The following is a 6,552-nucleotide window of genomic DNA, read 5'->3' on the forward strand; positions in this document are numbered from 1 at the left end:
TGTAAAAATAGTGCAAGGAGAAATTCATTGTTTATACAATGAATTTTTTTGGTGCCATTATACCTTCTATATAGCTACAATTCCCTGTGATACTTTTCATCATAATTGTTAGAGAGTAAAAATTATTCTAATTTACTACTCACAATAGGAAAGATGTTTTCCATATGTAGTAAGAATAAATCAGAAGTATTTACTGAATAAAAAATTCACCAAAGAGGAGTTGAAATAAAATGAAATCATTGTATGGGAGATTTGTCATTATATCAGCCGTTATTATGGTGGTTAGTAGTATAGTGGCATTTCTACTTACAAATATATTTTACCATGTGTATTTAAAACCATATAACAGTGAAAAAATTCTAAATTACGCCCTATATATAGAACATTTATATGAGGAAGACAGTGAACTAAATAAAGAGACATATCTACAATCTATTTCCAATCTTGGTTTTGCAATCTATATGGTAGATGAAAAGAAACAAGGAAAACGATATGGAGAGGGCTTTAAAAAAATTAATATTAGTGACGAGGCCATTGATAATGTACTAAATGGTAATGTATATAACGGGATTGAGAACTATCCTAATCGATTGTTTTCCACTGGCTTTTTTGATAATACAGTAGCAAACAGTATTGGAATCCCTATTCATACCAATGGACAGCAATTTGCTCTATTTATTCGCCCGGATATTCAGCAGCAATTTGGAGAGTTGCGAATTTTTTACGCGGTATTGTTAGGGCTAATTGTATTAATTAGCTTAACCTGTATAGCGATAGCTACTCGTTTTGTTGTTCGTCCAATTCAAAAATTTACACAAGCGACACAAGAAATTGCGAGTGGAAAATATGATTTAGTATTACCAGAATACCGAAAAGATGAAATTGGAGTGCTTGCAAAGAACTTTCGTAAGATGGCAAAAAGGTTGCAAAACTCAGAACAAATGCGTCAAGAATTCGTTTCGAATGTTTCACATGAATTTCAATCACCACTGTCATCTATTCAAGGGTTTTCTAAAACAGTAAAAACAGAGGATTTAACTGAATTAGAAAAACATCGTTACTTGAGTATCATTGAATCAGAAAGTAAACGTATGTCTAAAATGTGTAAACAACTATTAACACTAGCATCACTTGATCAAGAAGAACTAACTTTACGTAAAGAATTTTTCAATCTAGGAAAACAAATAAGAAGTATTATATTTATGTTTGAGTGGGAATGGCAAGAAAAAGATCTTGCAATTGAAACGGATATTCCTCATATCGAAATTTATGGGGATAAAAATCTACTTCATCAAGTGTGGACGAATGTATTTACTAACAGTATCAAATTTACAGAAAGCGGGGAAAGTATTTCGTTTGAAGCTGAAGAAAATGAGTTAGAGTGGCGTATTGCTATTACTGATGGAGGATGTGGCATTCCTGAGGAAGAGATAAAAAGAATCTTTGATCGATTTTATAAAGTAGATTCAGCTAGAAATAGAAATATTAAAGGTAGCGGGTTAGGGTTATCCATTGTAAAAGAAATCATTGAACTTCATGAGGGTGCAATAACAGTGGAGAGCGAGATAGGGATTGGTACAACCTTCACTATTTATCTTCCAAAAAATAGAGAAGGAATGGAGTTAGCTGATTAATAACTAAAATATTTCTTTAGAACAAGTCTCTTTTCGTATATATAATTAAGGCTTTGTACTTATAAAAGTTGAAGTTTCGATTTAAAATTGTCTTTTGTAATATTCCATTCATAATCTGTTCATATTCCTTATTTATGATAAGTGTATAGTCAAAGCACAAAATAAGGAGGAAATAAGGAATGTTTTTAGCTCTTAAAGAATTAAAACAGTCGAAATTAAGGTACGGATTAATTGGTACAATCATGATTTTATTATCATTTCTTGTACTTATCATATCAGGGTTAGCGAATGGATTATCCAATGCGAATGCTTCTTCCATTCTTGAAATGAAAGCAGAGAAATTTGTAGTATCTGAAGATGCCGAAGGGAAATTACTACGGTCTCAAATCAAGAAAGAAGATGTAGATAATGTATTAGCACAAGTTAGTGAAAAAGAAGCGGTTCCAATGCATATTGCAATGTCTACATTTGAGAAAGAGGGAAGTTCGAAGAAGGTTGACATTGCCATCTTTACAAATAAACAAGATTCATTTATTACTCCAAAGGTTATTGAAGGAAAATCAAGTGACTTAGCAGACAATGAAATTATTATTGATCAATCAGCGAAAAATAAAGGGCTAGCATTAAATGATAAAATTGTAGATCCTATATCCAAAAAGGCATTTAAAGTAGTTGGATTTACAGAAAATGAAATGTTTAGTCATGCCCCAGTTGCCTATATGAATGAGAAAGTATGGGAAAGCATTGCACTTCCACATCAAAAAGAGTACAACGTTATTGCTTTAAATACTGATAAAGAAATTAATAATGCAAAAGTGGTTGATAAAAAAGAAGTATTACAAAGTATACCTGGATATAAAGAAGAGCAAGGAACTTTAACAATGATTATTGCATTTTTACTTGTGATTACAGCGTTGTTAATTGGTGTATTCTTCTATGTTATTACTTTACAAAAAACGCAACAATTAGGTGTATTAAAAGCGATCGGGACGAAAAACTCTTATTTAGCTAATAGTTTAGTAGTACAAGCTGTATTCTTAACTGTTGTTGCATTAATAGTAGGTATTGGTTTAACACTCGCGGTACAAACTGTGTTCCCTGAAAGTATGCCGTTCTTACTAACAACGACAATGATGGTGCAGTATTCTATTATCTTTATCGTAATTAGCGTGTTAGGGACATTGATTTCTCTATATCAAGTGTTGAAAGTAGATGCATTAGAAGCTATCGGAGGTGGGATGTAATGGTGACAGATTTAAAGTGGGAGACACCAGCATCATTATTAAAACTAGATAAAGTCAGTAAAGTGTATGGGGAAGGCGATACGGAAGTGACAGCTTTACATCCCATCACACTAGATGTAAAGGAAGGGGAATTCATTGGTATTGTTGGGCCATCTGGATCAGGTAAAAGTACATTACTTTCCATTGCCGGAGCACTTTTATCTCCTTCTAAAGGTAATATTTATGTATCTGGTCAAGATATAACTAGTTTATCGGAAAAAGAAATGACGGATGTTCGTTTGAAACGAATCGGATTTATATTTCAGTTTGCAAACCTTGTGCCATTCTTAACAGTTAAAGAACAGCTTCTATATATTGCAAAATTAAAAGGAGAAAATAAAACTGAAGCAAACGAATATGCAACTGAATTACTAAAAACATTTGGATTAACACATCGAATTAACCATTATCCTAGACAACTTTCTGGTGGTGAAAAACAACGTGTAGCCATTGCTCGTGCTTTTATGAATGATCCAGATTTAATTTTAGCCGATGAGCCTACTGCTAGTTTAGACTCAAAACGTGCTAGAGAAGTTGTTGAAATGATGAAGCATGAAGTAAAGAAAAATAAAAAAGCAGCAATTATGATTACACACGATGAAAAAATGCTTGATGTATGTGACCGTATATTGACGCTTCGAGATGGAAAATTACTACGAAAAAATGAGATTTGAAAATAAGTAAGTATAAAGACGCTCTTACAGAATTACATGTAAGGGCGTTTTTTTATCAAAATAAATTTGGAATTATCATATCTAAAAACCAAACAACATAATGTAATGTGTTTTTCAACTCATAAGTTGGCCGTGAATTTTAAATGAAAATGCTTTTTATCAGTGTAGGGTATTCGGAATGATTAGCTTGTTCACTAGAATACTTATGTTTGCCTGTATATTTTTGTTAAAGGGGTAACGCAAGCATTTTGGAAAACCCCCACGTTAAGAGCATGCAAGATATTATACAGTTTTTCGGCTAATCCAGTAATAAATGAGAATCTTAAAACCTGCGCCAGGATAGGAATGTATAAAAAATGGATAGAGCCATAGAAAAAGAAAAAGGTGGATTCCTTGTGAAAGTAGAGATTAGTCTTTTTTTGCTAGCTATAATGGGACGTTATGTTAACCTTACATGTATACCATATACATCCAATTTTCGTAACAAATGGCTTCTTATAAATGATAAAATAAGGAAAAGGAGGAAGTATATATGAAATACAAATTCACAAATGACGAAATTATACTCTCACCATTGCTCTCCAAGGTTGTTTTCAAGAAAGAGGATATTACAGGCGTCTCTATTCCAACAGACTATGCACCATCTAATGGCACACTTATAGGTGCTGTTGATCGTGGAATGGATACAGTTATGCTTCATACGAAGAAAGGAAACTACTATTTCTATATCAGCAATGCGGAGACATTCGTTAATAAAGTACAAGACTTTTGCGTTTCTGCATAATGAAGATCCCTCTCTATTCTGGGGAGGGGTTTGCAATAAAAGTCATTAATAGGAGCTAATACATGAATTTTGCAGAGAAAGAAATTAAGAAAATCAAACGAAAAGTGTTAATTATATTATTTTGTATAGTTGGTTTGTTCGTATACGGAGTGTATTGGGCGTTTTTCAGTATGGATCGATTACCGACAGGTGAAAAGATTGCTGAAAAACAATCTCCTGACGGAATATATACATTTAAAGCTTACGTAACAAATGGCGGAGCGACAACAAGTTTTGCTGTTAGAGGGGAGTTAGTATTTAATCACCGCAAATATTTTAAGACAAAGAATGTGTATTGGAATTACCGAGAGAATACAGCAAAAATTGTTTGGCAAGACAATGATACAGTAATCATTAATGGACATACATTAAATGTTCCCGAAGATACATACGATTTCAGAAGAGAATAAATAGCATAATAAAAAATTGCTTCTGATAACGATAATTATGTGAACACGAAAGTCCCTCAGCTAAACAATCTGGAGGACTTTTAAAATACATTGAATCCCGATAATAGGACGCTATGTTAATTGAACATGTATAGTCTATACAGTCAAAAAGGCACAATACATAGTTTCTTCTGAATGGTATAATTAATTGAAAAAAAAGAGATGAAAGAGAAAAGAAAAAAAGTAGAAATATAAATATTAAAAAGGGGTACGGAAAAGGGTAGAGTGTAGAAAAAGTAAGGGAGGAGCATAAGTGAAATATATTAATGGATTGTACATATCACTTATATTGATGATGTTTATTAATTTACTTAATACTACAATATTTGATAATGAATATTCAGGGATAACAATGTATATCTCTTCCGTTATATTCATAATTGGGAGCACATTTTTCACAAATGCAAAACGGCTTAAAATTAGTGAGAAAAAATAAAATAAGCTGTCCATATGGACAGCTTATTTTATTTTTTGCTTAGCGTGGTTTTTTTCCGAAATGCTGGCGGTAGCCCATCGCCATCAAGTTAAGGTTTTGAAGTACCCCCTAAACGAAAATTTTACTTCTTAATGGCGTACCGCCAATATTCTTTAATCTGTTCTATTTGCCTTTCGGAAGCAGGATAATTTATCTAAGGAGGAGAATAAGCTATGGAAAGTATTGAGCTTAATTTAGAATAGAATTTGTAGGGTGATAAGTCGATGATAGGAATAAGTATAGCAACGAAGTGGGAATATGAAGCGACATTGGAATACTTTTGCATAAAAGATAACGAACGTTTCGGTTATCCTTATGGCGAGTATTTCACGAGAACAATTAATGATACTGAACTTGTTTTTTATAGTACCGGTGTAAGAAAAGTAAATGGTGTTGGTGGTAATCAGTATATGATTTCTAAATTTAATTTAACTAAAGTAATCGTTGTTGGAACATGTGCAGGAATAGATGATAAGTTCAGTAATTTGGATATTTTTGTACCCGATAAAGCCGTTCAATATGATTGCACAGTAAAAGAAATTGAGCCTTTTATTAAACAATCCTTTATAGTCGATATTGATCTATAAAAATATGGAAATGACTTTTATACCGGAACAATTGGCACCGCTGATAAAGCAGTAGTTATGTGGAAGGACTATTTAGAACTTAAAGAAAACGAAATAATAATAGCCGATACAGAAGCGGGTGCAATTGCTTATATCTGTAAGAAGAATGATGTTGAGTGCGTTATTATAAAAGGAATATCTGATTTTCCAACAGATGAAAGTAACTCTGATAAATTTGAATCGAACATTGAACAAATTAATGTTTATTTAGAAAACACTCCCAAAGTTATGAATAAAATATTTGGCGAATATTTAAAAAGGTTTATTTAAATAAATTTAAAGTTAATAAAAAAGATAGAAATAGTTGATTTCCAGTGTATTAGGGGATCAGCTATTTTTATTGGCACTCTTTAGGGGTAGGACGCCATGCCCATCAAGCTAAGATTTTCAGAAACCTCCCATAAAAAAATTTTACCTTTTCACAGTTATTCATAAGAGTTCGGCTCATTTTTTCTTTTTTTGGGCCTTTATTTTTCTTAAGTTGATGGGTATGTGGGGGTACCCCACATCCATCAACTTAAGGATTCAGACTATTCTTGAAGTTGAAAGTACGTTACTATTCTCTTATGTTAATGAGAAAGGGTGACG

6 protein-coding genes and 1 pseudogene are annotated in these 6,552 nt (G+C 32.4%); all 7 read left to right on the plus strand.

What is annotated here, in order from left to right; translation table 11 throughout:
• Nucleotides 1–230: 230 nt before the first annotated feature.
• Nucleotides 231–1,634, plus strand: coding sequence for a sensor histidine kinase (locus MR109_RS20940; RefSeq protein ID WP_242273753.1), 1,404 nt, complete (start codon nucleotides 231–233; stop codon nucleotides 1,632–1,634).
• Nucleotides 1,635–1,813: 179 nt separating this feature from the next.
• Nucleotides 1,814–2,878 (plus strand): ABC transporter permease, encoded by a 1,065-nt coding sequence (locus tag MR109_RS20945; protein WP_071719207.1) that lies wholly within the window; start codon nucleotides 1,814–1,816, stop codon nucleotides 2,876–2,878.
• A complete protein-coding gene (locus MR109_RS20950) occupies nucleotides 2,878–3,591 on the plus strand; it encodes an ABC transporter ATP-binding protein (protein WP_071719208.1) in 714 nt (237 codons plus the stop codon). Before MR109_RS20945 ends, MR109_RS20950 begins: the two co-directional genes overlap by 1 nt.
• Nucleotides 3,592–4,123: 532 nt before the next feature.
• Nucleotides 4,124–4,375: a SunI/YnzG family protein gene (locus MR109_RS20955; protein WP_242273755.1), complete on the plus strand. Its 252-nt coding sequence runs from the start codon at nucleotides 4,124–4,126 to the stop codon at nucleotides 4,373–4,375.
• A 62-nt stretch (nucleotides 4,376–4,437) separates the two neighbouring features.
• Complete coding sequence (locus MR109_RS20960) at nucleotides 4,438–4,824, plus strand: DUF5412 domain-containing protein (protein ID WP_242273757.1); 387 nt, start codon at nucleotides 4,438–4,440, stop codon at nucleotides 4,822–4,824.
• A gap of 292 nt (nucleotides 4,825–5,116) precedes the next feature.
• Nucleotides 5,117–5,299, plus strand: coding sequence for a hypothetical protein (locus MR109_RS30250; protein WP_002172467.1), 183 nt, complete (start codon nucleotides 5,117–5,119; stop codon nucleotides 5,297–5,299).
• Nucleotides 5,300–5,562: 263 nt separating this feature from the next.
• A pseudogene (locus tag MR109_RS30255) lies at nucleotides 5,563–6,234 on the plus strand (5'-methylthioadenosine/S-adenosylhomocysteine nucleosidase family protein).
• Nucleotides 6,235–6,552 lie beyond the last annotated feature (318 nt).

It is taken from the genome of Bacillus cereus group sp. BfR-BA-01310, assembly GCF_022664325.1.
In the GTDB taxonomy this organism is placed as follows: domain Bacteria; phylum Bacillota; class Bacilli; order Bacillales; family Bacillaceae_G; genus Bacillus_A; species Bacillus_A paramycoides.